General features: G+C 66.4%; 17 protein-coding genes and 1 pseudogene. 7 read left to right on the top strand and 11 right to left on the bottom strand.

All coding sequences use genetic code 11. The features are described from left to right. Position 1 precedes the first annotated feature (1 nt). From NQE15_RS15035 to NQE15_RS15055, 5 genes are all read left to right on the top strand, one after another. Entirely contained in the window at positions 2-799 is a 798-nt protein-coding gene (locus NQE15_RS15035) for a hypothetical protein (RefSeq protein WP_265942484.1), read from the top strand. A 3-nt stretch (positions 800-802) separates the two neighbouring features. After that, a complete protein-coding gene (locus NQE15_RS15040) occupies positions 803-1525 on the top strand; it encodes a hypothetical protein (RefSeq protein WP_265942485.1) in 723 nt (240 codons plus the stop codon). Then, entirely contained in the window at positions 1522-1857 is a 336-nt protein-coding gene (locus tag NQE15_RS15045; protein WP_265942486.1) for an HU family DNA-binding protein, read from the top strand. Before NQE15_RS15040 ends, NQE15_RS15045 begins: the two co-directional genes overlap by 4 nt. Positions 1858-1984: 127 nt before the next feature. Next, on the top strand, positions 1985-2863 hold the full coding sequence (locus NQE15_RS15050) for a hypothetical protein (protein ID WP_265942487.1): 879 nt from the start codon (positions 1985-1987) through the stop codon (positions 2861-2863). A gap of 96 nt (positions 2864-2959) precedes the next feature. After that, a complete protein-coding gene (locus NQE15_RS15055) occupies positions 2960-3226 on the top strand; it encodes a hypothetical protein (protein ID WP_265942488.1) in 267 nt (88 codons plus the stop codon). Between the two features lie 113 nt (positions 3227-3339). On the opposite strand, the gene NQE15_RS15060 is transcribed toward NQE15_RS15055, so the two are convergent. Together NQE15_RS15060 and NQE15_RS15065 are read right to left on the bottom strand one after the other, a co-directional pair. Then, complete coding sequence (locus NQE15_RS15060; protein ID WP_265942489.1) at positions 3340-3789, bottom strand: hypothetical protein; 450 nt, start codon at positions 3787-3789, stop codon at positions 3340-3342. Positions 3790-3821: 32 nt separating this feature from the next. Beyond that, positions 3822-4433, bottom strand: coding sequence for an EAL and HDOD domain-containing protein (locus tag NQE15_RS15065; protein WP_265942490.1), 612 nt, complete (start codon positions 4431-4433; stop codon positions 3822-3824). Positions 4434-4995: 562 nt separating this feature from the next. Here NQE15_RS15065 and NQE15_RS15070 point away from each other — a divergent pair. After that, positions 4996-7011 (top strand): AsmA family protein, encoded by a 2016-nt coding sequence (locus NQE15_RS15070; protein ID WP_265942491.1) that lies wholly within the window; start codon positions 4996-4998, stop codon positions 7009-7011. Positions 7012-7018: 7 nt separating this feature from the next. Continuing rightward, on the top strand, positions 7019-8329 hold the full coding sequence (cfa, locus tag NQE15_RS15075) for a cyclopropane fatty acyl phospholipid synthase (RefSeq protein ID WP_265942492.1): 1311 nt from the start codon (positions 7019-7021) through the stop codon (positions 8327-8329). Between the two features lie 252 nt (positions 8330-8581). Here cfa and NQE15_RS15080 read toward each other — a convergent pair whose 3' ends face one another. The 9 genes and pseudogenes from NQE15_RS15080 to NQE15_RS15125 form a co-directional block, all read right to left on the bottom strand. Continuing rightward, positions 8582-9853: a glycoside hydrolase 100 family protein gene (locus NQE15_RS15080; protein ID WP_265942493.1), complete on the bottom strand. Its 1272-nt coding sequence runs from the start codon at positions 9851-9853 to the stop codon at positions 8582-8584. Continuing rightward, entirely contained in the window at positions 9850-12906 is a 3057-nt protein-coding gene (treY, locus tag NQE15_RS15085) for a malto-oligosyltrehalose synthase (RefSeq protein WP_416336545.1), read from the bottom strand. Before treY ends, NQE15_RS15080 begins: the two co-directional genes overlap by 4 nt. 87 nt (positions 12907-12993) lie before the next feature. Further along, a pseudogene (gene malQ / locus NQE15_RS24080) lies at positions 12994-14807 on the bottom strand (4-alpha-glucanotransferase); the annotation flags it as partial. 274 nt (positions 14808-15081) lie between these two features. Further along, positions 15082-16959, bottom strand: coding sequence for a malto-oligosyltrehalose trehalohydrolase (gene treZ, locus NQE15_RS15100; protein ID WP_265942496.1), 1878 nt, complete (start codon positions 16957-16959; stop codon positions 15082-15084). A gap of 106 nt (positions 16960-17065) precedes the next feature. Then, entirely contained in the window at positions 17066-19216 is a 2151-nt protein-coding gene (gene glgX / locus NQE15_RS15105) for a glycogen debranching protein GlgX (RefSeq protein WP_265942497.1), read from the bottom strand. Between the two features lie 50 nt (positions 19217-19266). Further along, complete coding sequence (locus NQE15_RS15110) at positions 19267-19956, bottom strand: mechanosensitive ion channel family protein (RefSeq protein ID WP_265942498.1); 690 nt, start codon at positions 19954-19956, stop codon at positions 19267-19269. Between the two features lie 10 nt (positions 19957-19966). After that, positions 19967-20863, bottom strand: coding sequence for a phosphotransferase (locus tag NQE15_RS15115; protein ID WP_265942499.1), 897 nt, complete (start codon positions 20861-20863; stop codon positions 19967-19969). Further along, positions 20860-23364, bottom strand: a complete 2505-nt coding sequence (gene treS / locus NQE15_RS15120) for a maltose alpha-D-glucosyltransferase (protein ID WP_265942500.1) — start codon at positions 23362-23364, stop codon at positions 20860-20862. Before treS ends, NQE15_RS15115 begins: the two co-directional genes overlap by 4 nt. An 8-nt stretch (positions 23365-23372) precedes the next feature. Beyond that, the gene (locus tag NQE15_RS15125) at positions 23373-25391 is read right to left on the bottom strand and encodes an alpha-1,4-glucan--maltose-1-phosphate maltosyltransferase (RefSeq protein WP_265942501.1); all 2019 of its coding nucleotides are present in this window, start codon (positions 25389-25391) and stop codon (positions 23373-23375) included. Positions 25392-25445: the final 54 nt, after the last annotated feature.

Genomic DNA, 25445 nt, shown 5'->3' on the forward strand with positions numbered 1-25445 from the left:
AATGTACGGTGTTTATTCGTGGAACGCGGGCGCGGTGGCCGCACAGGTGCAGGCCGATCTAGTGGCGTTGATTGCCGGCGCGGCCGTGGGCGATCTGTCGGCAAGCTGCAATAAGGCGGCGAGTTCGCGGGCCGGTGGCGCCTCGGGTTGGTCGGTGGTCGATGCCGGCTATGGTGTGGTTTCGATGCCGGGCCAGGCCGGCGGGCCGGGGGCTTTCGGGCGCGTCACGGTGTCGGCAGCGCCGCGCATTCAGTTAGCGGCGGTTGATGCCTGGAATATGGGAACCCATGCCGCCGGGTTTCAGACTACTGCGATTGATTGCTCGCAATCGCTATCGGTCGCGGGTTCGGTGACGGTCCTGGCGAGCGCGGCGGGTTTGTTGCTGGCGGCGTCGGATTGGGGCTTTTGGGCCTTCGTCGGCGAGGTCAAGCGGGATGGTCAATCGCTGGTCGGTGACGCGCTGGCGCCGGGTTCGATCATCGTCAATGTCAATGGTCAATGCTACATGCCGAGGCTTAAAAGCCCTTCGGCCGTGGGCGATCTGTCCGGGCCTTCGGTGACGTTCGCCTCGTCGTTCGGCACGCTGTCTGCGTCGGCTTCGCGCAACAGGGCCGAGTCGCTCTATATCCCGATGGTGCCGGCCGTGGTGGCTTACTCGTCGGTGCCGGTGGGCGAAGTGGCGGGCCTGATGATTGCCGGCGGCTATGGTCAGTCGGGAGATTTCATGCTCGATAGCTCGGGCGGTGATTTCCTGATTGCCAAGTTTTCAAACACGCTTTGCGCGGTGCCGAGGGTCTAAGCGGTGGCCCAACTCAATACCGGCGGGCGAGTCGATATTGGCGATGTTTTTGGCGCGGCGTTGCGGCTCAAGGTCGGGGCGCGGCCGAGCCTGGCCGCCGTGGTCGTTGGGGCACGCCTGGCGATTGCCTTTCGTCTGCTCGGCTTGCCGTTGGGATTGCAAAGGGCAGGGCGGCTAGAAATTTCAACGCGCTTGCGGGCCTGGTCGAGTGGATCGGGCCAGGATGCCGGGCGGCGCTTGTCGATTACAAAGCGGCTCGGCCGGTTTCAGGTGGGGGCCATTGCCGGCGCGGGCGGGCCTGGGGTGTCGGCCGGTGAAACGTTCATAGACTTGCCGCCGGTGTGGTCGGCCTTCGCCTTGCCGGCGGGGTACATCGGCCGCGAAGTGGCGGGACTGGCGATCATGCGCGGCGAGCCGGTGGAATTCGCGGCCGGGCGGGTGACGATTGGCGGCCGGTTGTTGATCGGGCCGGCGGGCGCCGACGAATTTTTCGACAATTCGGCAGCAGTGGCGCGGTGGGTTAGTTTGCGGGTTGGTGATGCCGCGTTGTGGTTGGGTGCGGTTGGTTTGCCGGATGGGGCCGAGCGCGATGCGTTGCTATCCAAATATCGGAATTCCGGCGCGGTGGCGGTTCGCAAATACGCCAGGCAGTTGCCGAAAGGCGGCGAGGCGGCGCGGCGCGTGGCCCTGGTGAGCGATCTTGATTGGGTGGGGTTGAGGGTATGAACCGGGCAGAATTGGCGGCGGTGGTGGCGCAGGCCACGGGGGAGAATGCAACCCATGTCGAGGATATTTTGCGCTATGCGGAAAGCGCCATAGTCAAGGCGGTGACGCAGGGCGAATGGGTGGAGCTTCGATACTTCGGGAAGTTCGTCACAAAGAAGCAAGCGGCGCGGCGAATCAAGATGCCGAAAACCGGAATATGGCACCAAATACCAGCGACAACGCGGGTTAGTTTCGAGGCGTCGAAGTATTTCAAGGCGTCGGTGGCGGGGAGGAAACCGGGCGGGCAATACATTGAAGCCAGGGCGGCCCGGCCATCGGTCATTGAGCGGTAAAAAATGGCTGTTGTCTTACGGATAAGAAAAAAGACGCAAAATAATGTTTTCTTCCCGGAAGCGCCGAATGTTTCTAATTTTTGAGTCTTATGAATAAGACCTATTTTTGACCGAGAGGGGGCCGTAAATGCCGCTGCCGCTGTTGTTGATTCCGCTTTGGGAAGTGTTGGTCGCGATCCTGTCATGGGTTGCGGCAAACAAGGTGCGGGCGCTGACCATCGCCGCGTTGACGTCGCCGATGGCTGACGCGCTGACAGATAACGAGCTATCGGAACTGATGCGACGTTTGCGAAACGGGTTCGCGGCAACCATTAATTCCCTGATTGATACGTCGTTAAACGGCGATGATTTCGAGTCGGCGCAACGCTTCAAAATCGGGCTTGGGCGAGAGATTGGCGCCCGTGCAGGCATCGTGTTGCGTGATGTGACAGACCGAGAAACGTTGCGCGAGGATTTGGAAAGTCATGCGCTTTTGCTGTTCGAGCAGAAAACAGGGATGCGCCTTACATCACTGCGCGACAAAGAGGCGATCAAGCAGGATTTTGCCAGGCTGGCGGCGTCTTATGTGGCCGAGAATGCCGGTATTCCGTTGTCAAACATCCTCGATCCCGAGGCGGTCAAGGCCGATGTCATGGAATGGGCGCAAGATCAGGCCATGATAAGAATTAGCGAAAACGTTGATGCTGCGTTGCAGGCCAGGCTCTCGAGCGGGGTTTCGTTGCTCCAACAAATGCGCGATTCAACGGGTAAAAATGTGAGTCCAAAGGCGCTTTTGGTTGGGATCAATGATGCGATTGTTTCGCGCTATATAGTGCGGGTTGATGTCTTGGACGCTATGAGCAAGCCGGATCGGCGCCGGATGTCAAACCGCATTGCACAAAGAAAATTCAGGGATCGGGCGAACCCGAGTTCGCCGCTGTACGATGGGCGAACGGGTGGGAAGGCGGTCTATGTGGCGAAGGGGTGGCAAGTGCAGCAAACGCCGCCGGCCGAGCCGCCAGGGTGAAAGCGAACGATATTGAGATAGCCGGCAATTGCCGGCTATTCTTTTTGGGCAATTGGTGCAGAATATGCGCTCATGATTTTTTGATTGGGGCGGGCCGTGGGGTATATCGGGTTTTTCATCGGGGCGGCGCTGGCCGTGGGCGCCTTCAACTGGCGCGGGCGCGGCTTGGCCTGGCGCCTGGTGTGCGGGTTGGGTTGGGTCGTGTTGCAGGCTCTAGCGTTCGTTGGAAGCCTGATGGTGTCAGGTGAATGGTTATGGTCGGTCGCCTGGGCGATGTTGGCCGGATTCCTGGCGGCGGCTGTTCTGTGCGTTGTCGAGTGGTTGGCGATGGGCGCGAAAAAACTGGTAAGCCGGGGTAAATAGTTGGGTGCCGGTCTGTGGCAATAAATGGGCCCGTGATTTAGATCGCGGGCTTTTTTTTGCCCGTCGTTTCGATGGTCAATAGATTGCGCTTATGGCGCAATCAGAATAATCATTCAGGCGGCGAGGCGTTGTCTATTGCGTGCCGGGCGTTGCGTGGCTGATGATGCGCCCTTGTTCGTCGGTGGTCGTGGTTGGGGGTTGGCGAAGGCTTGATATTCCGTAATGGCGTCAGGCACAAAGCGAACCCAAGCCGGATCGATGGGCGGGCAATTGGCGATACTTTCGGTGAAGGTGCCGGCCTTCTTGGCGGCGAAAATCTTCTCCGGAACTCGCCAGCGAGAAACGTAGTAAGCGAATCGTGGTGAGTCGGCGCGGATGCCAGCCACGGCTAAAACCCAGCGTATCAGATCGATTGCGGTGTTTTGATCTTTGGAGGTTATGAAATGAACATTTGGCAAGGGCGCGGATTGTCCGCTTTTTTTTGTTCTCTGCAACTTCGCATAATTTGTATTATGTAAAATTGTAAATTTGGAAACGCCAATCGGTATTGCCCGAGCAAACATGGGATAGCAATTGGTTAGCGATCAGCCCTGCTCTAAATGCTCGGCGCTGGAATCGGCGGATCGAAGTGATAGCCCTGGAACAAGTCGAACTGCAGATCCATGCAGCGTTGTGCGCACTGGCTCGAGTCGACTTTCTCGGCCAGGAGTTGCAGCGGAAACTTGCGTAGCGCCCTGACCAGTTCCTCGAGGTTTTCGTCGTCGAGAGACAGAAGATCCACCTTCACTATGTCGGCGAGGTCGAACAATGGTGTGTACTCGTCCTGGCAATCGCAGACGTCGTCGAGGGCGAGATGGAAACCGCGGCGCTTCAGTTCGGCACAGCGGCAAATGACGCGCTCGTCGACCTCCACTGTTTCGAGAAGCTCGAGTACGACACGCCAGCAAGGCAAGGACTCGATCCGCGAGGAAAACAACATCTCGGCATCGACATTGATGAAACCCGGCAGGCCTCTCAGTACTTGCTGACCATGCCCGCCGTTGCCGTAGACGAGGTTAATGACTTCATCGGTGGCCAATGCATCGTCGCTTATCTGCGCAGCGATGGCATTGCCACGCCGGTGGAGCAATTCGAAAGCGGCCACTCGGCATTGCCGGTTACGGATGGGCTGCGGCGAAACGCGGATATCACAACTCTTCATGGACATGATTTCTCCTTTCCTTGACAGGCCAAACACCGAATTCATCGGTTGCAAAGCCGTCTTGGCTAGATTTCAAATACAGGAAGTGGGAGGTCCGATCCACGATGCCTTGATCGGGATCAGAGTCCGTGGTGATGCTGATGAAAAGTGGCAGGAGTCAAAACTATTCTTAGATTTCATGGATGATCTCCGTTGGCATCTGACAATTTGCCAAATATCCCTCCGGCAAGTGTATCGGGGGGTTGATTTCAGCATAGAAAGCCGGCCGGCAACTTGCTGTCGGAAGCAACTGAAATCGATGTAGGACTGTTCCTGCCCTGCTGACTCAGCCCGGCAGTTTGCCCGAATGGTGACGGAATCGCCCGACAGAGAATTCGGAATCGTCCGACAAATCGCCAGGCCGGGTTCGCCTAAACTGGAATTGGGCGCTTTCCGTCTCACTGCTGCGAGGAAATTTGGGAGCGCCGAACAATCGATTTGGAGGCATCTCCATGCAACGCCTCGTCTCGTTTGGCCCCAACCCGCCACCGGCGACTGTCGGCACGGCTGACCGCCTCATTGTCGGCCGATGACAGCGCGACACCGCTTCCTCTGGGCCCTGCCCTTGCTCCTCATCGCTGCCGTCGTGGCATGTGAGGCCAGCGGCTGGTTTTTCCTGCGCGCCCCGGCCGAATCCATCCTGACCTCGCAGATGGGGCGCGAGGTCAGGATTACGGCGCCGTTGCGGCTGCATTTTCGCCGCACGATCCGCCTTGAACTGGGCGCGCTGTGGATTGCCGCCCCGGCGGAGTTTTCTGTTCCCCACCTGGTCGACGCCCAGGGGCTGAAGCTGAGCCTGCATTATGCCGATCTGCTTGCGCTACGCCGGCCGACCGAACCATTGCGTCTCGCCGCCCTGGCGGCGGACTATATCGACGTTCGGCTGATTCGCCTGGCGGACGGTCAGGCAAGCTGGCAATTCGCAAGCGAAACGACGCGTCCGCCGCCCATTGTCGAGCACCTGGGGCTGCAAAGTGGTGAAATCGTTCTGCGCGACCCCACCCTCACCGCCGACCTCGATGCCCGAATCGGCACCCGGGAAAGCGAAGGTTCTCCGGCCGCCGTCGCCGAGATTTCCGGCCGGCTCAGGGAGCGTCCCTTGCGCGCCAGCATCACCCTGCCCGACGGGCTGCCGCGCACCCAGCCGGAGGAAGGTGGCGAGCCCATCGCGGCGCAAGGCAAGGCCGACTATGGCGGGCTGCATCTCGATTTCACGGGGACCGTCGGTGCCGACGACTTTCGCGGAGCGGTGGCCATCAAAGGTCCCTCCCTCAGCGTCCTCGGCCGCCTCTTCGACACGGTACTGCCCACCACCGCCCCGTTCACCTTGCAGGGCACGGTCGTCAAGGATTCGCCGGTCTGGCAGATAGCGGTAACCAGCGCCCGGGTCGGCAAGAGCGACCTGGCCGGCAATTTTACCTACGACACGCGCTCGCAACCGCCGCGTCTCGACGGCCGGCTCACCGGCCGTAACTTCGTCCTCGCCGATCTGGCCCCGGCCTTCGGTACGCGCAATGAAGATGGGGCCGTCGTTAACCCGGCGCGCGGCCGCACCCTGCCCGACCGCCCGCTCGACCTGCCGGCGCTGACTCGCCTCGACGCCGGTATCGCCATTGATCTCGAGCAGGTCGACTTGGGTTCCGCATTCCGCCAGCCGATCTCCCCGCTCCGCGCCAAGCTGACGCTCGACGGCGGCCGCATGACCCTGTCCGACATCGATGCCAGCACCGCCCAGGGCCTTCTCGCCGGCACACTGGCGATCGATGCCAGCCCCACCCGGCCGGAGTGGCGCGCCGACCTCGGCTGGGACGGCGTCCGCCTCGACAATTGGCTCAAGGCCGCCAAATCGGCCCCCGACGATATCCGCCGCCAGGCCACCGACCAGCCGCCGCCGCCCTGGTTCACCGGCAAGCTGCACGGCCGCACCCAACTCGTCGGCCACGGCCGGTCGACAGCCGAACTTCTGGCTTCCCTCGACGGCCGGACGACCATTTTCGTGCGCGACGGCAGCCTTTCCCACCTGGCGCTCGAAGCCATGGGGCTCGATGTCGCCCAAGGTCTGGGTTTGCTGCTGCGCGGTGATGACCGGCAGCCGGTGGAGTGCGCCGTGATCGATCTCGATGCCCGAAGCGGCCGCATGACGCCCCGCGTCGCCATGATCGCGACACCGGTAACGGTGGTCATGATCGACGGCAACATCGATTTTGTTCAGGAACAACTGGACCTGCGCCTCACCGCCAAGCCCCAGAACGTCTCGCCGCTAACCCTGCGCACGCCATTGCGGGTGCGCGGCTCCTTCGCCACCCCCAAGCTCTCCGCGGATGCCACCCCGATCGCCGCCCGGGCGGCGGGTGCCCTGGGCCTCGCCCTGCTCAACCCGCTGGCCGCCATCCTGCCCTTTGTCGACCTGGGTGTGCGTGACGCGGCGACCTGTAGCCAGGCGCTGGCCGGGCAGGTTTCGGGAGCCGACCGCCCTCCCCGCCGCTCGAGCCGCCCCGTGGAACCACCCGGCGCCAATCGGGATCAAATGAAACAAACTCAGTGAGGCTCGTATGCAAGCGAAAATCACACGCAGAGATCATCCTGGCAACCTCTCCGGCGAACGCTGGCGGTCGGCTGCCAGCTTGCAGCAGCCGGTGTCCGGCCAGACGGCTTTTGCGCCGCCCGGCCCGGTTTGTCCGGGAACGAGCCGCACCCCCCGGCGCCCGGCCGGCGCCGCCCGCGCCGGCTCTGTTTCGCGGGACGTGGCGGCCTTCGCGTCATTGCTGGCCGAGGCGGATATCCGTATCGACGGCGACCGGCCCTGGGACATCCAACTCCATTATCCGCAGGCGGCCCAACGCATCCTGGCGCGCGGCAGTCTCGGCTTGGGCGAGAGCTACATGGAGGGCTGGTGGGATTGCCCCCGGCTCGACGAGTTCATCGCCCGCCTGCTGTCCGCCCGGCTCGACGAAAAGGCCGGCGCCGCCCTGCGCGTGCTGCAGGTCGTGCGGGCACGCCTATTCAATCTGCAGAGCCTGCGTCGGGCCTGGCGGGTCGGCGAGGTGCACTACGATATCGGCAACGATTTCTTCGCCGCCATGCTCGACGGCCACATGGCTTACACCTGCGGCTACTGGGCCGACGCGGCAACGTTGGACGAGGCGCAGACCGCCAAGCTCGACCTGATCTGCCGCAAGCTCGGCCTGCGTCCCGGCATGCGCCTGCTCGACATCGGTTGCGGCTGGGGGAGCCTGATGCGCTATGCCGCCGAGCATTACGGCGCAAGCTGCGTCGGGATCACGATTTCGCGCGCCCAGGCGGAACTCGGGCGGCAGCGCTGCGCCGGACTGCCGGTCGAGTTCCAGTTGATCGATTATCGAGACTTCGGCCGCGATGGCGGCCAGCACGGCCAATTCGACTGCGTCGCCTCGATCGGCATGTTCGAGCACGTCGGCAACAAGAACCATCGCCCCTTCTTTGCCGTCGCCCGGCGCTGCCTGCGGGATGATGGCCTGTTCCTGCTGCACACGATCGGGAAAAACCAGCGTAGCACCCCGGCCGAACCGTGGATCGACCGCTATATCTTTCCCAACGCCGACCTGCCCTCGCTCGGCCAGATTGCCGACGCCTCGGAAGAATGCTTCGTCATCGAGGATGTCCACAACTTCGGCGCCGACTACGACCGCACGCTGATGGCCTGGAACGAGCGTTTCGAAGCGGCCTGGCCCCGGTTCGCCGAACATCGCGGCGAGCGCTTCCGGCGCATGTGGCGCTATTACCTGCTCGCCTGCGCCGGATCGTTCCGCGCCCGCACCAATCAACTCTGGCAGATCGTGCTCTCGCCGAGCGGCGTCGAGGGGGGTTATCGGCGCATGGTCTGAGTGCTCCATACCGGAGGCTTGCCGGTGTGCATTCTTGCTAGCTTGAGCGCACAGGCTCACTGTCGTTGACCAACAGAGCCACCCAGTTTCCCCCTGCTGGGTGACTAGCAGAAACGTGCCCGCTGCTATCCTTCAGGCCATCACAGGCTGAGTGGCCGGCAACCGATTACAACTGCCGTTCCAGACGAATGCTTACTGCCGAGTTGCAGGCATTGGCTGTCAGGCAGCTTGTTGACCAGCATCGCGATCATCTCAGCCGCCGGCCCTGGTGCCCTCGGTTGCATCGTAGATCCGCCGGAAGACGCGGTTGCCGAGTCCGTGGCGGGCGAGCAGGAACATCGCGGCATTCCAGGACTGTCCCGGCATGCCTTCGGGCCGGCCGCTGCGGCCGTGGAACCACTCGGTGAATCGCCAGCCGTTGGCCGCATTGGCCCGCGCCAGCCCGGCCAGTTCCTGCGCTGCCTGCGCTTGCCGGCCGACGGCTGCCAGCGCCAGGACCCAGAAGCCGCCGACGAAAGGCCAGATGCCGCCGTTGTGATAGCAGTATTCGAGATTCTGGCGGTGGCGGCCCATGTAGGTCCGCCAGAATGGATCGCACTGGCTGATCGGCGTGCAGGTGACGCGCACCGGGAAGGCGGCGCCGACCTGGTTACGCTGGATGCAGGCCAGGATACGACTGGTGCGGTACTCGTCGGCCAGACCGAACAAGGTCGCCAGCAAGTTCCCGAAGACATCGCCCTCCTCGCCCCAGTAACCGAGATTGACGAAGCTCAGGTACATCTCCTTATTGATCGGTTTGCGCCGGGCGTAATGGATCAACAGGCGCAGGCGCTTGTAGTCGGCGCGGTCCAGACCGAAGGGATGAAAGAGGTAATTGAAGTGTTCGCCGGTTTCGCCGACATGGGGCAGCCGGTAGAGTCCCTTGACGTAGTACCAGAGGGCGTTGCTGTAGAGCACGAAGCCCGAGCGCGGCATGATGTCGGCCCAGTCGCTGGCTTCGTTCTGCTGGAGCAGGAAGATCTGCTGATGCTCCTGGCACGAAAGCCAGCCGAGAGCCCGTCCGATCGGGTCGCGCAGGCGCCGATCCAGTCCCGGGACGCGGCGTGCGAGATGGGCGATGGCTATCAGCCACCACAGGGTGGCGTCGATACAGCCGAGATACCAGAAATCGGCACTGTTCGCCTCGGCATCGACATATTTCGGAATTTGCCCGTTGGCCGCCTGCTGGGCGCTCAGGGCCAGCAGGCTGCGCTCGGCGCCGGCGATCAGTTCGCCGTCGCCGCAGTGGGCGGCGGCGATGGCGCAGATCGCCGCATCGCGCCCGAAAACCCGGTCGTAGCCGCGCTGCCGGGCATCGCTGCCGGGCGTCGCCGCGCGAAAACCCTGCGGCCCGAGATTGGCGTGCAGCAGAGCGATGGCCCGCGCGGTGCACTCGGCGATCAGCGCCTCGCCATCGCGCGCCGAAGATGGCGGGAATCCGGGGCCACCGCCGGCCGGCACACCGTCCATTTCACTCGGTTTCATATCTCCCCCGCTTCCGGCAAGGCATCCGGGCCGCTGGCCAGCAAGGCCACCGGAAAATACTCGAGCAGGCGATCGAGCGCCAGGGCTTCTGGTGCCCCACTCCCCGCCCCGCCGGCCGGCCGCCAGACCTGGCCGGTCAGGACATTGAACCACGGCTGTCCGGCCAGCGGGGACGGCAATTCGATCCGCGTGTCGCCCCATGCCGCCCGTCCCTCTGGGGCCGTGCCCCGCCCGCCCTGGCGTTTGAGATCGAGTCGCGGCACCACCGTGATGACCGCCCGCTCGCCCAGGCGCCGGGCATAGGCGCAGACATGGGCGGCATCGCGACCGCCGGCCGGCAGCGGCAGATAGTCGCCGTCGCGGAACACCTCGGACCAACGCCGACGCCATTGCAGCGTGCACCAGATCATGTAGAGCTTGAGGCGACCGTCGGCCATCTCCGCCGCCAGTTCGCGCAGCGCCGGCCCCCAGCCCGCCGCCGGGGCGCCGGGGCGCGCGCTCCTCAGCTCCCGGAGTTCGGCCAGCCAACGCTCCCGCCAGGCAAAATCGACCGGCCGCCGGTTGTCCGGGTCCACCAGGTTGAACTGCCATAGCTCGTCGCCCTGGTAGATGTCCGGCACGCCCGGCGAGGTCAGCCTGACCAGGGTCTGGGCCAGGCCATTCAGCAGCCCGAAATGCGCCAGGCGGCGCGCCGCCGGCCCGAAGTCGGCAAGGAACAGGTTGTTCGCCCCGGGCGCCAGCAGGCCATCGACGAAGGCGCTGAGGGCGGCCTCATATTCGTCATTGATGTTGATCCAACTGCTCTGTTCCTTGGCTTCGCGCACTGCCTTCAACAGGTAGCAGCCGATGCGCTGCCGGTAGTCGGCCAGTGCCGCGTCGCTCATCTCGTGCAGCGGCCAGGTGCCGAACAGGGTCTGGTAGATCAGGTACTCGTCGTTGCGCGAAGGCGCCGGCTGGCCCTCCACCACGCGTTTCTTGCTGCGGTTGAGGCGCCGCCAGCGGTTCAGGGCGACTTTCCAGGCGGCGGGAATCTCGGAGAGGACATCGATGCGCGCGCGCACATCCGCGGAGCGTTTGCTGTCGTGGGTCGAGGCGGCCAGCATGGTGTACGGCCAGCGCTGCGCCCGCGCCCGGCTGAGGGCATGGAAGGCCGCCACGGTGATGCCGAAACGGCGCGGGTCGCCGCCGACATCGTTGAGCGAGACGAGCCGGTGATAGCGATAGAAGCCCGTGTCCTCCATACCCTTGGCCATGACTGGCGCCGTGTATTGCTGGAATTTCATGGCGAAGGTCCACACCCGCTGCCGGTAGGCGTCGCTGCCGTCGCCGGCGATGTCGCCGCTGAGGACGGCACGGACAAAATCGAAGACGCTGATGTCGGCCGCCGGGCTGCGCCGCTTGGCGACGGCCACGGCCCGCTCGATCAGGCGACGGTCCTGGGTGCCGAGCTGGCCGGCGGCGAAATAGCTGCGATAGACCGGGAAACAGGCCACTACCTCGGCCAGTGCCGCGCGCAGGCCGTTCAACGTGAAATCGCAGGTGTGGCGGCTGGCCGCCGCAATGCGCGACAGCTGGCTGGCGAGGACATTGAGCTCGCCCTGCAGCGACCAGCGGATGATCAGTTTCTTCGCGTCATGCACCAGTTCGTCGAATTCTGTCCGGCGGCCGGTGAATTCGGCATAGATCCGGCTCATGCGTTGCTCCGCCGCGGCATCGACGAAGAGGCCATTGACCTGGTTGGCGAAGCGGTAGCCGGTATCCCCGTGGATGGGCCACTCTTCGGCCAGCCGCTCGCCCTCGGCGAGAATTTTTTCGATCACCAGGTAGAGCGGCAGTTGGCGCCGCCGCCGGGGCGTCGCGCCAGTGCCTTCGCGGGCGCCGGCTGCGGCCTGCAGGTGGCGGAAATAGCGGGCCGGGTCGTAGAGCCCGTCGGCATGATCGATGCGCAACCCCTGCACCAGTCCTTCGTCCACCAGCGACAGTACCAGGCGGTGACAGTCGGCGAAGACCTCGGGATTCTCCATGCACACGGCGGCCAGGTCGTTCTGGTCGAAAAAGCGGCGGTAGTTGATCTCGTCGGCGGCGACGCGCCAGTAGGCCAGGCGGTAGGCCTGCGCCTTGATCAGGGCGTGCAGCGCATCGAAACGCTCGCCGTTGTCTGGCGCCGCCGCATCGTCGTCCGGCCCGGCGCCGCCGTTCAGGGCGGCGACGTTGGCCGCGAGATGCGCGGCAATCGCCGGCGCGGCGCTACAAAGAGCGGCCAGGTGACGCTTGTGCACCTCCTTGTCGCGCTGCCGTTCGGCGATCCTCTCCGGCCTCGTATCGCCGCGCTCCGGCAAGTGGCCGAAAGCGGTCGCCAGGCTCTGCAGTTCGAGCAGACTTTCGTCGCCGGCGCCCAGGGTGGCGCCCAGGAGGTCGAAGCGGTCCGCGATGATTCGCCCATAGCCGGCCGGATCGATGGGCAGCCGATGGGCGTAGTAGTGGAGGCTGAATTCGCCGCGCCCGGCATCGAAAGCCAGGCTCAGTTCGCCACGCCCGAGGACCGTGCCGTAGTGTTCGCCGAGGATGGGCAGCAGGACCTTGCCCTGCAGCTCCGGGTTCAGGGGTTGCCAGTCGATGTCGAAATAGTCGGCGTGGGCTGCCGCCGGGCCATTTTCCAGCACGTCCAGCCACCAGGCGTTGTCGGCGCCCATGACCCCCATGTGGTTGGGCACGAAGTCGAGAATCAGGCCCATGCCATGGTCCCGCAGGGTCGCCGCGAAATGCCGGAATTCCCCGGCCGTGCCGATTTCCGGATTGAAGGCGTTGTAGTCGACGATGTCGTAGCCGTGCGTGCTGCCCGGCCGAGCCTTCAGGCAGGGCGAGAGGTAGCAGTGGCTGATGCCGAGTTCGGCCAGGTAGGGCACGATTGCCGTGGCCTGGGCCAGGGTGAAGTCGCGATTGAGCTGAAGACGGTAGGTGGCGCGGGGGATTTGCGCCGCCCTGGCTGCGCTCCGCGGAGGTCGCGACTCCGGCAGCGCGCCGGCCGCCGGCCCGCGCTCGCGGCGCAGCATCTCGGCCAGTGCCAGCAGGCGCGGTTCGTCCGCCCAGGCTTCGAGTTCCAGCGGCAGGCGGCGCCGCCAGTTGGGATGGCTGGTCGTGGTCCCCGGCAGGTTGGTCTGGTCGATGACGCCGAAGACGTCCTCGAGCTGGACACCGAGCAGCATGGTCGGCGAGCGGGCCAGGTAAGCGTGTATCGCCAGCGCCAGCTCGGCCGTCATCGCCGGCACGGCGGCTGTCGGCAGCGCGCTGCCTTCCGCCAACAAGCCTTCGCGCTGCAAGGCGAGCAGCAAGCGGGCGCGGTCGCCGGCCCGTGCCACGACGGCGGCTTCCAGCTGCGCCGGCGCGGGCAGCTGGCCGAGAGCGGCGCGGGTGTCGATGTCGCGGCCCTGCCAGTAACCATAGAGGGTCGCCATGTCGTGGGTGCCGACCACGGCCAGCGCCTGGCGCGGATAGGCGGCCGGCGCCTTGAAACCGCCGCCGTCGTCGCGTTCGAAGAAGAGCGGGCGATAAGAGAGCACGCCGCGCTCGGCCACGGCGGCCCGGAACCCGGCGGGTACGGTACCGAGATCCTCGCCGATGACGGCGCAGCAGTGGCGCTGGCTCTCCAGGGCCAGGATGCCGAGCAGGTCGGCGAAGGGATAGCGGACATAGGCACCGGCCGCCGCACCCTCCCCGGACGGCACCCAGAAGACGTGCTCGAGGGCCATGACATGGTCGATGCGCAGGGCGCCGGCGTGGCGCATCGCGGCGCGCAGGGTGGCGATGAAGGGCGCGTAGGCAGTCTCGCGCAAGGCCTGCGGCAGCAGGGCAGCAGCCCCCAGTCCTGACCGTCGCGGCTGAAATCGTCGGGCGGCGCGCCGAGATGGGCGCCCCGGGCGTACCACGCCTGCCCGCTCCAGGCCTCGGCGCCGCCCGGATCGATGCCGAGGGCCAGATCCTGGTACAGGCCGATGGCGAGGCGGGGCGCCCCGCCCGCGCCGTCCTGCCTGGCCGCGGCCGCCAGCTGTTGGTCGGCCAGCCACTGCAGGTAGAGGTAAAAGTCGATTTCCTCGCCGTGCTCGGCCGCGTAGGCGCGGACCGCCGCGGCATCCGGCGACTGAAACTCAGCGGGCCAGGCCGGCCAGCCCCAGGACTGCCCATCGGCGGCACGAAAATGGGCCTGCAGTGCATCGAACAAGGCTTGTGCCTCGAGCGCTGCACCACCGGCGGCGCGGAACTGTCGCCAGGCCTTGGCCCGAGCGGTGTTAGGCACTAGGTGGTGGTCGCGAAAATGAGCAAAGGCCAGGCGCAGGGCCTCGAGTTTCGCCGCCGCCACCTGGCCGTAGTCGACCAGTTCGCCGGCCTGCAGACCACGCAGCCGGGCCTGGAAGTCAGGGCCTGCGACCAGGGCGCGGGCCGCGGCGCTGGCCTGGAAATCGGCGACGGCCTCGACGTCGATGTAGAGCACGTTCAGGAACAGCCGGCTGGACGGACTGTAGGGACTGCACCGCTCAGGCTGCTCGGGGAACAGCGCATGCAGCGGATTGACCCCGACCAGCGCGGCGCCGGCTCCGGCGGCATAGGCGACGACGGCCTGCAGGTCGGTGAAGTCGCCGATTCCCCAATTGAGCCGGGAACGCAGGCCGTAGAGTTGCAGGGTCGGCCCCCACGCCCTGCACTCACCACGCAGCACCTGGGGCCAGTAGCAAGTGGCCGGGGTGACGATGAGTTGCGTCGCCGCGGCAGCATCCTGCCCGGCGCTGGCCGGAGCCAGTTCGAGACGGTGATAGCCGATGCCCAGGGCCGGCAATGGCAGTTGCCAGCGTTGGAAGCGGGTGCCGGCGATGGTCCGCTCGGCGCGCAGCGGCAAGGCCGCGGGCGGAAAGTGCCGGTCTGCCGTTCGCCGCTTTCGAAAGTCAGCGACCAGCGCCACTCCGCCTGCGAAGACGTCGCCGGCAGCGTGAGCTCGACGGCAGCTTGCTCGACGTCGGCCCGCAACACCTTCACCGGCGGCAGCGGACGGCGCCAATCCCGGGTTTCCAGATCATCGGCGAGGGCTTCCAGGTCGCCAACCAGCACCAGCCCGAGGGCGGCGAGCAGTTTTTCCCGGGTCGCGTCGCTGGTCGCGCGCTGTTCGCCGCGGTAGTCGTCATACCCGTCCTCGATGCCGCAGCATGCCGCCAGGCGGCGGATGGCCTCGCCGCGGCTCATGGCCCGGCCCTGCCGCTCCTTGCCGCGGCGTCGAGCACCCAGGCTACGGACCAGGGCGGCAGGCGGCCGGCGGCCAGATCCTCGGCCGTGAGGCTGTCGCTGCGGTGGATGGCAACTCCCGGCGGCGGCGCCACGGGGCCGACCGGCTCGGCGCCGAGGTTGGCGAGAAGGGTCAGCCGGCTGCCATCGCCGAGGCGCCACGCGACCTCGAGGGCGGCCTCGCCGAGGGTGTCCCAGGCCGCCTGGCCCGATTTCATGCCGCGCAGGCGCGGCACGATCTGCTGCCGGCGGATCGCCAGCAGGCTGCGGTAGAAAACCAGCCAGCGCTCATGCGGCGGCGCCAGGCGGCTCGCCCAGTCCAGCACGCAGGCGGCAAAGGTGGATTCGGCATTGGGATCGGGCAGTTCGGACGGCTGCGCCGGGCCGTCGGCGGCCGTGACGGCCAGGAAGCGGGCGAGTTCCCGGCGGCGGCCGGCGCGCACCGCCGCCGCCAGTTGCGGTTCGAAATCGCAGAAATAGAGAAATGGCTGGGCGGCGGCGAATTCCTCGCCCATGAACAGCAGCGGCGGCGCCGGGGCGAGCAGCAGGATGGCGGTCGCCGCCGCCAGCGCCTCCGGCGGCACCAGCTGGCCGAGGCGTTCGCCGAAGGCCCGGTTGCCCACCTGGTCGTGGTTTTGCAGGAAGCCGACGAAGGCGGTCGGCGGCAGGTGGTCGCTCGGTTCGCCGCGCGGTACATGGCCGCGATACGGCGAGAATTCGCCCTGGAAGGCGAAGCCTTCGCCGAGGGCGCGGGCGAGGTGGCGGGCCGGCGCGCCGAAGAGCGCGGCGTAGTCGCCATAGTAGCCCTCCGCTTCGCCGGTCAGCAGGCGGTGCAGCGGGTGATGGAAATCGTCGTTCCACTGGGCCGTCGCGCAGCACGGCGCGCCTTCCGCATCGCGGCCGAGGTAGCGGGCCTGGTTGCGGTCGTTCTCCAGGATCAGGTGGATCTGGCGCTGGCGGCCCGGCCCCTGGCGCACGGCGGCGGCCAGCGCCTCGACGATATCCGGCGTCGAGGCGTCGTCGATGGCATGGACGGCATCGATGCGCAGCCCGTCGAAGTGATATTCCTCGAGCCAGTAGAGGGCGTTGTGGATGAAGAAGCTGCGCACCGGCTCGCTGTCCGGACCTTCGAAATTGATGGCCGGCCCCCAGGGCGTGCGGCGCGCGGCGTTGAAGAAAGGCTCGGCGTAGGTGTGCAGGTAGTTGCCTTCCGGCCCGAAGTGGTTGTAGACGACATCGAGCAGCACCATCAGGCCCCGCGCATGAGCGGCCTGGATCAGGCGTTTCAGGTCGTGCGGCCGGCCGTAGCTGCTGTCCGGCGCAAAGGGCAGGACGCCGTCGTAGCCCCAGTTGCGGCGGCCGGGAAAATCCGCCACCGGCATCAGTTCGATAGCCGTCACGCCGAGTTCCGCCAGGTCGTCGAGGCGGCCGGCGACGGCGGCGAAGCTGCCCTCCGCCGTGAAGCTGCCGACGTGCAGCTCGTAGATCACCGCCTCCTCCCAGGGCCGGCCGCGCCAGTCGCCGTCGGCCCAGGCGAAGGCGGCGGGGTCGATGACTTCGCTCGGCCCGTGCACGTCCTCGGGGTTGAAGCGGGAGGCGGGATCGGGGACGAGCCGTCCGCCGTCGATGCGGAAGCGGTAGCGACTGCCCGCCCCGGCCTCCGGCACGTCGACCGCGAACCAGCCCTGCCCGATCGCCGGCATCGGCAACTCGGCCGCCTCGAGACACAGGCTGACCTGCCGCGCCGATGGCGCCCACAGCCGGAAATGCACGCCGCCGCCGGGTTCGAGTTGGCTGCCGAAGGGCATGCGGTGGCTGCGGTGGAGCGGATTCATTGCGTCGCCTCCTTGTCTGTCATCGTGCTCCGGGCCGCCTCGCGTCGGCGGTGGGCGGCATTCGCGGGCGGGCGCATCCCCGCGCGGCGGGGCCCCTGCTTCCTGCTCATTGCGCCACCCACTGGTCAGGAGCCGGCCGCGCCAGGCGGAACAGGGCCATCGAGCGCCCGACCAGCGGGAACGGCTGGCCGCCGGGGCAAGTCCGGCCCTGGCCGACTTCGCCGCTGGCGGTGTCGAGGAGCAGTTCCCAGACCCGGCTGTTCTCCCAATCGGGCAGTTGGAAGGGGAGCGTCTCGTGGTGGGCGTTGAAGAGCACCAGCAGGTTGTCGTCGCGCACCCGGCGGCCGCGCCGGTCGCGCTCGTCGAGGCCGCTGGCGGCGAGGAACATGCCGAGGCAGCGGGCATAGCTTTCTTGCCAGGCTTCGTCGCTCATTTCGCTGCCGTCCGGGTTCATCCACAGGATGTCCTTGACGCCGCTACCCTTGAGCGGGCGCCCCTCGAAGAAGCGGCGGCGGCGAAATCCCGGATGCCGCTTGCGCAGGCGCAGCAGGTGGCCGACAAAGGCGAGGAAATTGCGCCGGGGCGGATCGAGTTGCCAATCGATCCAGCTCGTCGCGTTGTCCTGGCAATAGGCGTTGTTGTTGCCGCCCTGGCTGCTCCCCAGAATGTCCCCGGCGACCAGCATCGGCACCCCCTGCGAGAGCAGCAGGGTGGCCATCAGGTTGCGTTTCTGGCGGGCGCGCAGCACGAGGACCGCCGGATCGGCGGTCGGCCCCTCGACGCCGCAGTTCCAGGACAGGTTGCGGTCGCTGCCGTCGCGATTGTCCTCGCCGTTGGCTTCATTGTGCTTGGCGTCGTAGCTGACCAGATCTTCGAGGGTGAAGCCGTCGTGGGCAGTGACGAAGTTGATGCTGGCGTGGGGCCGCCGCCCGCTCGAGGCGTAAAGGTCGCTGGAGCCGGTGACGCGATAGGCGAATTCGCCGATCAGGCCGCCGTCGCCTTTCCAGTAGGCGCGCACGGCGTCGCGGTAGCGGTCGTTCCACTCGGCCCAGCCGAAGGGGAAATTGCCGACCTGGTAGCCGCCCTCGCCCAGGTCCCACGGCTCGGCGATGAGCTTGACCTGGGACAGCACCGGGTCCTGGTGGATGATGTCGAAAAAGGCGCTCAGCCGGTCCACCTCGTGCAGCTCGCGGGCCAGCGCCGAAGCCAGGTCGAAGCGGAAACCGTCGATGTGCATGTCCTCGACCCAGTAGCGCAGGCTGTCCATGATCAGCTGCAGGACATGCGGATGCTGCAGGTTGAGCGTATTGCCGCAGCCGGTGTAGTCCCGGTAGTAGCGCGGATCCTCGGGCGACAGGCGGTAGTAGGCGGCGTTGTCGATGCCGCGGAAACATAGCGTCGGCCCGAGCTGGCTGCCCTCCGCGGTATGGTTGTACACGACATCGAGGATAACCTCGATGCCGGCCGAATGCAGTACCTTGACCATGCTCTTGAACTCCTTGATCGAACCGGTGGCCGAGTAGCGGGCGTCCGGGGAAAAATAGCCGATCGAGTTGTAGCCCCAGTAATTGGCCAGCCCCCGGCTCACCAGATGGCGGTCGTCAACGGCGGTATGCACCGGCATCAGTTCGACCGCGGTAATGCCCAGCGCCTGCAGATGGGCGATGACCGGCGCCGTGACGAGCCCGGCGTAGGTGCCGCGCAAGGGCGGCGGAATATCCGGGTGGCCGATGGTGAAGCCCTTGACGTGCAGCTCGCAGATCACCGTTTCGTGCCACGGCGTGCGCGGCGGCCGGTCGTCGCCCCAGGTGAAGGCGGGATCGACCACCCGGCAGCGCGGCATGCCGGCGGCGTCGTCGCGGCGATCGATGCGCAGATCGCCGTAGCGGCCGCCGACCCGGTAGCCGAAATGGGCGTCGCTCCAGCGGATGGCGCCGACGATGTCGTGTGCGTAGGGGTCGAGCAGGAGCTTGTGCGGATTGAAACGGTGACCGTGCAGCGGGGCGTAGGGGCCGTGCACGCGGTAGCCGTAGAGCAGCCCGGGGCGGGCCTCGGGCAGGTAGCCGTGCCAGATCTGGCCGGTCCGCTCGGGCAGTTCGATGCGCTGGGTTTCGCGCCGTCCCTGGCGATCGAAGATGCATAACTCGACCTTGTGGGCATGCTCCGAAAAGAGGGCGAAATTGACCCCCTCGCCATCCCAGATGGCGCCGATCGGATAGGGAGCGCCGGGCCAGACGGCGGAGAGCGGAATATCCATCGCTTCAGGCCGCCTGCGGCGGCATCGCCCCTTGCTGCGGTCGGCGGAGACTAGTCATTGCCGGGCTCCCTCTTCTTCTGTTGCGGCCACCAGCGCTCCAGCAGGTTGGCCGCCCATTGCCGGCCGCCCAGGCCGAAGGCCAGGGCCAGGGCGAGCACGATGCCGGCGAGGATGATCAGGAAGCTCTCGCGGATGATGTCGCCGGCGATGCCCAACTGTTCGAGGGCGATCAGGACGACGAAAAGCATGACCGCATAGCGCGCCAGGCGGCCGAGCAGCGGCGCTTCGTCGAAGCCGACGTTGCGGCCGTAGATGGTGACGCTGCCGTCGATGAAGTAGGCGAAGTAGGCGCCGCCAGCGAGGATCACCACGGCCAGGATGACGCGCGGCACGAACAGGGCGATGCGGGACAGCAGCTCGCTGACGTAACTCAGGTCCAGACTGTTGCAGGCCATGATCAGGGCGGCGACGATCACCAGCCAATAGACCAGCGTGCCGAGAAGAGCGGTGGTGTCGGCCGTCGAGCCGCCCATCTGCAAGAAGGCGTCGATGCGGGCGCGCTCGGTCATGACGTGGAAGTTGATCGAGCGCAGGGCCTTGACGACGGTGAAGCGTGCTGCCTTGGCGAGCAGCCAGCCGGCGATGGCGATCGCCACCGCGAGCAGTACCCGGGGGAGAAAGGCCGCCGCTTCGGAGAGCAGCATGCGCAGGCTTTCAAGGGCGAGGTCGATCGTTTCCATGCCATTCTCCTCAGTCGCCGGGCGTCGCATCGAGCGCCGCCAGGATGCCCTGCAACGGCAGGAACACCCAGTCCGGCCGGTGGGCCAGCTCGTAGCGCAGTTCGTAAAGCGCCTTTTCGAGCAGGAACAGGTCGAGCAGCCGGCGCCCTTCCGACCATTCGCCATGGAGCCGGGCGCCACCGGCGGCGGCCGTCGCCACGTAGCTGTCGAGGAAGGTGCCTGTTACCTCCGCGCGCCAAGCATCGGCCTGCGCCGTCAGCGCCTCGCTATCCTTGGGCGACTCGCCGGCAACGCGGGCCAGCACCGTGCGTACCGCATAATCGAAGGAGCGCAGCATGCCGGCGACATCGCGCAGCGGCGAACTCTTTTGCCCCCGCTGGGCCAGGCTGCGCGTCGGCTCGCCTTCGAAATCGATGATGATGAAATCGTTGCGCGCGACCAGCACCTGCCCCAGATGGTAGTCGCCGTGCTGGCGGATCTTCAGCGATTCGAGAGTGGCCGGGGCGGCGCCCGCGATCCGCGCCAGCAGTTCCTGGCGCCGCGCCAGCAAGGTCTCGGCGAGCGGCCGCGCGTTCGCCGGCAGGCTCGGCAGGGCGTGTTCGAGCTGCGCCAGGCTGGCCATTGCCTCTTCGCCGGCGCTCTGCGTCCAGCCGCCGAGATCGCGCTCGGCGATCGGTTCCGGGTCGAACAGCGGGTCGCCCGTCGTCAGCGCCAGGGCCTGGTGCAATTCGGCCGTGCGCTGGCCCAGGGTGCGGACCAGGGCGAGATAGGCGCCATGCACGTCGGCCGGCAGTGCGCCGCCAGCGGCCGCCTCGAAGTTCTCGAAAAAGCGCTCGAGGTAAGCCAGGGTGTAACTCCAGCCGTCGCCCTGGTTCTCGACGTAGCTCTGGAGCAGGGCCAGCGTCATGCTGCCGCTGTCTTTGCCAATTTCGCTGCCGGCGGCGGGAGATATTCGATGGCGCCGGCGACCGGTACGCAGTTGGGAAAATGGGCGACGTCGGTCAGGAAACGGCCGATTTCCAGTTCCTGGCAAATCCCGGCCTGGAGATGGCGATAGAGTTTGAGAAAGAGCCGCTGCCCGAGGATGCGGATGCTGTTGCTGCTCTGCGCGGCCGGCGGGCGCACCGGCGTCAGCAGGGCCGGATCGTCGCCGACGAGAGCGGCGAAGGCGGCGCTCGGGGTGCAGCGGATGGCGCCGTGGGCGCAACTGAACTCCCGGCCGGCACCGATGGCGTCGACCAGGGCGCGGGCGAAGCTCTCGTCGACGAAGGCGTCGCCCAGCACCCCGAGCTGGGCCTGCATGCGGACCCGGGCCACGGTGGCTGGCAGCATGGCGCGCGAGCGTTCCTCGTCGCTTTCCCAGACCAGGGTCAGCGGCAGGAAATAGTTGGCGGCGCTGGCCGTCGCCCCGGCCCCGGTTTCGACGCGGAACACGGCGAGGAACCAGTTGCCGCGGGGATCGTTCCATTCGGCATGGTCGACCAGGGCAGCCTGGCGCACCGCCCCGCCCTGGCTCCCGAACCAGCGCTGCAGGGCGATGAAGCGCGGCAGGGTTTCGCGTTCGAGCTGGGCCCGCAGCTTCTCGGCGAGGCCGATGCGCCAGGGCACGACACGCTCCCGGAAGAGGCTGTGCCAGCCGTCGAAGAAAACCAGGACCGGCGCCTCTTCGGGCGGCAGGCGGTTCTCGTGCCAGCCCGGCGCGGCTTCGCCGGTGGCTAGGCGGAACCAGTAGAAACCGTGGCCCGGCAGCGTGATCAGGTAAGGCAGTTCGCCGACCGGCGGGAATGGCGTGCGGCCGAGCAGTTCCACCGGCACCCGTCCCTTGTAGGTGGCGAGGTCGAGTTCCACCGGCTGCGCCGTGCGCGCCAGGTTGGCGACGCAAAGCAGGGTCTGGTCTTCGTATTCGCGCAGGAAGGCGAGGATCTTGCGGTTGCCGGGATGGAGGAAGACCAGGCTGCCGCGGCCGAAGGCGCTGAAGCCCTTGCGCACGGCGAGCAGGCGTCGCGTCCAGTTGAGCAGCGAGGACGGATCGCGCGCCTGGGCCTCGACGTTCACCGCCTCATAGCCGTAGACCGGGTCCATGATCGGCGGCAGGTAAAGGCGTTGCGGGTCGGCCTTGGAGAAGCCAGCGTTGCGGTCCGGGCTCCACTGCATCGGCGTGCGCACCCCGTCGCGGTCGCCGAGGTAGACGTTGTCGCCCATGCCGAGTTCGTCGCCGTAGTAAATGATCGGCGAGCCGGGCATCGACATCAGCAGGGCGTTCATCAGCTTGATGCGCTCGGGGTCGTTTTCCATGAGCGGTGCCAGGCGGCGGCGGATGCCGAGGTTGATGCGGGCGCGACGGTCGGCGGCATACATCTGGTACATGTAGTCGCGTTCCTTGCTGGTCACCATTTCCAGCGTCAGTTCGTCGTGATTGCGCAGGAAGATGGCCCACTGGCAGCTCTCCGGGATGTCCGGCGTCTGCTGCATGATTTCGACCACCGGGTGGCGGTCCTCCTGGGCGATGGCCATGTACATGCGCGGCATGAGCGGGAAGTGGTAGGCCATGTGGCATTCGTCGCCGTCGCCGAAATAGTCGCGGACGTCCTCCGGCCACTGGTTGGCTTCGGCCAGCAGCAGACGGCCGCGGTAGTGGGCGTCGATGACGGCGCGGATTTCCTTGACCACGGCGTGGGTCTCGGGAAGGTTCTCGTTGTTGGTGCCCTCGCGTTCGCAGAGGTAGGGGATGGCGTCGAGTCGGAAGCCGTCGACGCCCTGGTCGAGCCAGAAACGCATGACCCGGACCAGGGCCTTCCTGACTGAGGGGTTGTCGAAGTTGAGGTCGGGCTGGTGCGAGAAGAAACGATGCCAGTAGTAGGCCTGCGCCACCGCGTCGTAGGTCCAGTTCGAGGTTTCGGTATCGCTGAAGATAATGCGCGTGCCGGCGTAGCGGCTATTGCTGTCGCTCCACACGTAGTAATCGCGCTTGCTCGAGCCGGGCGGTGCCCGGCGCGCCGCCTGGAACCAGGGATGGCTGTCCGAGGTGTGGTTTACGACCAGTTCGGTGATCACCCGCAGGCCGCGGCGGTGGGCCTGGCGTACGAACTGCCGGAAGTCGGCGCGGCTGCCGTAGTCGGCATTAACCCCGTGGTAGTCGGCGATGTCGTAGCCGTCGTCCTTCTGGGGCGAAGGGTAGAAAGGCAGCAGCCAGAGCGCGGTGACGCCGAGGTCCTGCAGGTAGTCGAGCTTCTGGATGAGGCCGGCGAAGTCGCCGATGCCGTCGTTGTTGCTGTCGAAAAAGGCCTTGACGTGCAGTTCGTAGATGACCGCATCCTTGTACCAGAACGGATCCCCGTTCGCCCCTTCGCCGCCGTTGGTATGCGCTTCCGGGGCTTGGTGTTCGGCAGGTAGCGGCGTCTCGCTCACGATGTCTCTCACAGGAAGTAGTCGAAATCGTGCTCGGTCCGGACATGCCGCCGCATGCGGAAGATGTGCGCCGGACTGTGCTGCGGATCGAGGGTGATGAAATTGCGCGGACCGCTCCACAGGTAGCGGCCATCGCCGAGCAGGTCGTGCACCTGGTAGGGGCGCGGCGGGTCGGCGATGCCGAAGCGTTCCAGCGGCAGGGTCAGCCAGCCGCTCTGGACATGGTGCGGGTCGAGATTGACGGCGACGATGATGGCGTCGGCCAGATCGTCGGTGTATTTCCCGTAGCAGAGGATCTGCTCGTTATCGACTTCGTAGAACTCGAGTTGCCAGTCCTGCTGCAAGGCCGGGTGTTCGCGGCGGATGCGGTTCACGCGGCCGATGATTTCGCGCAGGCTGTCCGAGCGCTCGAGATCCCAGTACCGCACCTGGTATTTTTCCGAGTCGCGGTATTCCTCGCCGCCCGGGTCGCGCGGCGTGGCTTCCAGCAATTCGAAGGCCGGGCCGTAGATGCCGTAGTTGGCGCCGAGGGTGGCGGCCAGCACCAGGCGCACGACGAAGCCGGGGCGGCCGCCGAACTGCAGGTATTCGGTCAGGATGTCCGGCGTATTGGGCCACAGGTTGGGCCGGAAAAACTCGCGCACCTCGCTCCGCGTCAGTTCGTCGAAATACTCCGTCAGTTCGCGCTTGCTGTTGCGCCAGGCGAAGTAGGTGTAGGACTGCGAGAAGCCGAGCTTGGCCAGCCGGTACATGAGCTTGGGCCGGGTGAAGGCCTCGGCCAGGAAAAGCACCTCGGGATGGTCGCGGCGCAGTTCGCCGATCAGCCATTCCCAGAACGGGAAAGCCTTGGTGTGGGGGTTGTCGACGCGGAAGATGGCGATCCCCTCGCCGATCCAGAATTCGAAGACGGCCTTGAGTTCCTGCCACAACTCGCGCCAGGCGGCGCTCTCGAAATCGATCGGGTAGATGTCCTCGTATTTCTTCGGCGGATTCTCGGCGTACTGCACGCTGCCGTCCGGGCGGTGGCGGAACCAGGCGGGATGTTCGCGCACCCAGGGATGGTCCGGGGAGCACTGGAAGGCGATGTCAAGGGCGATCTCGAGACCGAATTCCCGGGCCCGGGCCACCAGGTGGCGAAAATCGTCGAGACTGCCGAGCCGGGGTTCGATGGCGCAATGGCCGCCGCTCGCCGCGCCGATTGCCCACGGACTGCCGGGGTCGCCGGCCGCGGCGGTCAGCGTATTGTTCGGCCCCTTGCGCTGGGTGCTGCCGATGGGATGGATCGGCGGCAGATAGAGGACATCGAAGCCCATCGCCGCGACGTAGGGCAGACAGCGTTCGCAACTGGCGAAGGTGCCGTGGGCGGCGCCCTCCTCCGCGGCCAGGCAGGAGCGTGGGAAGATTTCGTACCAGGCGCCGCAGCGCGCCCGCGGCCGGTCGACCCAGAGCGGCAATTCCGGTTCGTGGGTGGTGGCCAGGCGCCGGTCCGGATAGCGCGCCGCCAGTTCGGCGAGCAGCGGATCGAGAGCGAGCAGCTTGCCGCGCTCGGCATCGGTTTCGCCGCGCAGGGCCGTGGCCAGCGCTTGCAGGCTGGCCCGGTCGGCGCCGTCGGCACGCCCCGCCGCCTGACTCGCCAGTTCGGCGCCCAGTTGCAGCGCGACGAGAATATCGGCGGCATCGACGCGCTGGGCCAGTTCGGCGCGCCAGGACAGGAAATGGTCGATCCAGGCGGTGACCGTATAGCGGTAGCCGCCCAGTTCATCGACCATGAAGTCGCCGCGCCAGCGATTGTTGGCCAGCGCCGCCATCGGCGTTTCCTGCCAGGCGCTCGCCCCGTCGCGCCGCCAGCGCAGCAGGCAGACAATTTTGTCGTGACCGTCGCAATAGGCATCGGCCTCGACCACCACCCGGTCGCCGCGGGAACGCTTGACGGCGAAGCGCCCGCCGTCGACCACCGGACTCAATCCTTCGACGACGACGCGGCAACGACCGTCGGCCAGCACCGAGGGGGTGGCGGCCGGGATCACGGCGCCGCCTCCTTGGCTGTCATCGCGCTCCAGGCCGCGGCCGGACGCATCCCC

The sequence above is a fragment of the Dechloromonas sp. A34 genome (genome assembly GCF_026261605.1).
GTDB lineage: Bacteria > Pseudomonadota > Gammaproteobacteria > Burkholderiales > Rhodocyclaceae > Azonexus.

Bases quoted from the DNA above. Each gene is read 5' to 3' on its own strand.
- NQE15_RS15035 (WP_265942484.1), top strand. From the start codon at position 2: ATGTACGGTGTTTATTCGTGGAACGCGGGCGCGGTGGCCGCACAGGTG.
- NQE15_RS15045 (WP_265942486.1), top strand. From the start codon at position 1,522: ATGAACCGGGCAGAATTGGCGGCGGTGGTGGCGCAGGCCACGGGGGAG.
- NQE15_RS15050 (WP_265942487.1), top strand. From the start codon at position 1,985: ATGCCGCTGCCGCTGTTGTTGATTCCGCTTTGGGAAGTGTTGGTCGCG.
- NQE15_RS15060 (WP_265942489.1), bottom strand. From the start codon at position 3,789: ATGTTTGCTCGGGCAATACCGATTGGCGTTTCCAAATTTACAATTTTA.
- NQE15_RS15065 (WP_265942490.1), bottom strand. From the start codon at position 4,433: ATGTCCATGAAGAGTTGTGATATCCGCGTTTCGCCGCAGCCCATCCGT.
- NQE15_RS15070 (WP_265942491.1), top strand. From the start codon at position 4,996: ATGACAGCGCGACACCGCTTCCTCTGGGCCCTGCCCTTGCTCCTCATC.
- cfa (WP_265942492.1), top strand. From the start codon at position 7,019: ATGCAAGCGAAAATCACACGCAGAGATCATCCTGGCAACCTCTCCGGC.
- NQE15_RS15080 (WP_265942493.1), bottom strand. From the start codon at position 9,853: ATGAAACCGAGTGAAATGGACGGTGTGCCGGCCGGCGGTGGCCCCGGA.
- treY (WP_416336545.1), bottom strand. From the start codon at position 12,906: ATGCTGCGCCGCGAGCGCGGGCCGGCGGCCGGCGCGCTGCCGGAGTCG.
- treZ (WP_265942496.1), bottom strand. From the start codon at position 16,959: ATGAATCCGCTCCACCGCAGCCACCGCATGCCCTTCGGCAGCCAACTC.
- glgX (WP_265942497.1), bottom strand. From the start codon at position 19,216: ATGGATATTCCGCTCTCCGCCGTCTGGCCCGGCGCTCCCTATCCGATC.
- NQE15_RS15110 (WP_265942498.1), bottom strand. From the start codon at position 19,956: ATGGAAACGATCGACCTCGCCCTTGAAAGCCTGCGCATGCTGCTCTCC.
- NQE15_RS15115 (WP_265942499.1), bottom strand. From the start codon at position 20,863: ATGACGCTGGCCCTGCTCCAGAGCTACGTCGAGAACCAGGGCGACGGC.